This window comes from Psychrobacter sp. APC 3426 (assembly GCF_030408035.1).
Lineage (GTDB): Bacteria > Pseudomonadota > Gammaproteobacteria > Pseudomonadales > Moraxellaceae > Psychrobacter.
Genome location: NZ_JASDCF010000059.1, coordinates 1 through 1,030 on the forward strand (window position 1 = coordinate 1; position 1,030 = coordinate 1,030).

General features: G+C 46.3%; 1 protein-coding gene. It reads left to right on the plus strand.

Annotation, left to right across the window (positions count from 1 at the left end; all coding sequences use genetic code 11):
* Nucleotides 1-998, plus strand: a 998-nt coding sequence (locus QL919_RS14065; protein WP_290190090.1) for an IS256 family transposase, incomplete at its 5' end; no start/stop codon positions are given.
* Nucleotides 999-1,030 lie beyond the last annotated feature (32 nt).

A 1,030-nucleotide genomic window follows, 5' to 3' on the forward strand; every position in this document is an offset into this window, starting at 1 on the left:
CAAGCATCAAACCCGTATTAGTGGCCTTGATGACAAGATCATATTTCACTACAGGCATAGCCTTACGTCTTGCGCTTCGGGCAAGTGTCTCCCAGACACTTGCTGATCCTCGCTCATACGCCAAGGGTCAAACCACCACTGAGATTGTAGAAAGCATTAAAGAGCTCTACGATGTCGACATCTCAAGCTCTCTTGTCTCAAGAGTCACCGATAATATATTAGAGGACATCACCGCTTGGCAGAACCGGCCGCTGAGCAGTGTTTATCCTATCGTCTATTTAGACTGCATTGTCGTCAAAGTACGTCAAGACAAGCAGATCATCAACAAAGCCATTTACTTAGCGCTAGGTGTTGCTCTTGATGGTAAAAAAGAGCTGCTTGGTATGTGGTTATCAGAGAATGAAGGCGCTAAGTTCTGGCTAGGCGTTCTCACTGAGCTACAAAACCGCGGGGTTCAAGATATCCTCATTGCCTGTGTTGATGGTTTAAAGGGCTTCCCTGATGCTATCAACACCGTTTATCCCAATGCTCAGGTTCAGCTGTGTATCGTGCATATGGTGCGTTATTCAATGAAGTTTGTGCCATGGACGGATAAGAAGGCCGTAGCGGCTGATTTAAAAGCCATCTATGGCGCTGATACGCTTGAGATGGCAGAGGCCAACCTTGAGCACTTTGATGAGGTGTGGGGCAAAGAGTACCCGCATGTCATCAAGTCTTGGCGGAGTAACTGGGAGGGATTAACGGTGTTCTTTGAGTATCCTAAAGACATCAGAAAAGCGATTTATACCACCAATGCGATTGAGTCTTTAAACAGTGTGATTCGTACAGCGGTAAATAAGCGTAAGGTGTTCCCGTCTGATCAGGCGGCATTCAAGGTGGTGTACTTAGCCACCCAGCAGGCATCCAAAAAGTGGTCAATGCCGATCCGTAACTGGACGTCTGCTTTGAATCGCTTTATGATTATGTTTGATGACCGTATCAGTAAGCATTTAATCTAAATGGCAGTTACACAGAATTCGGGATGGTCTCG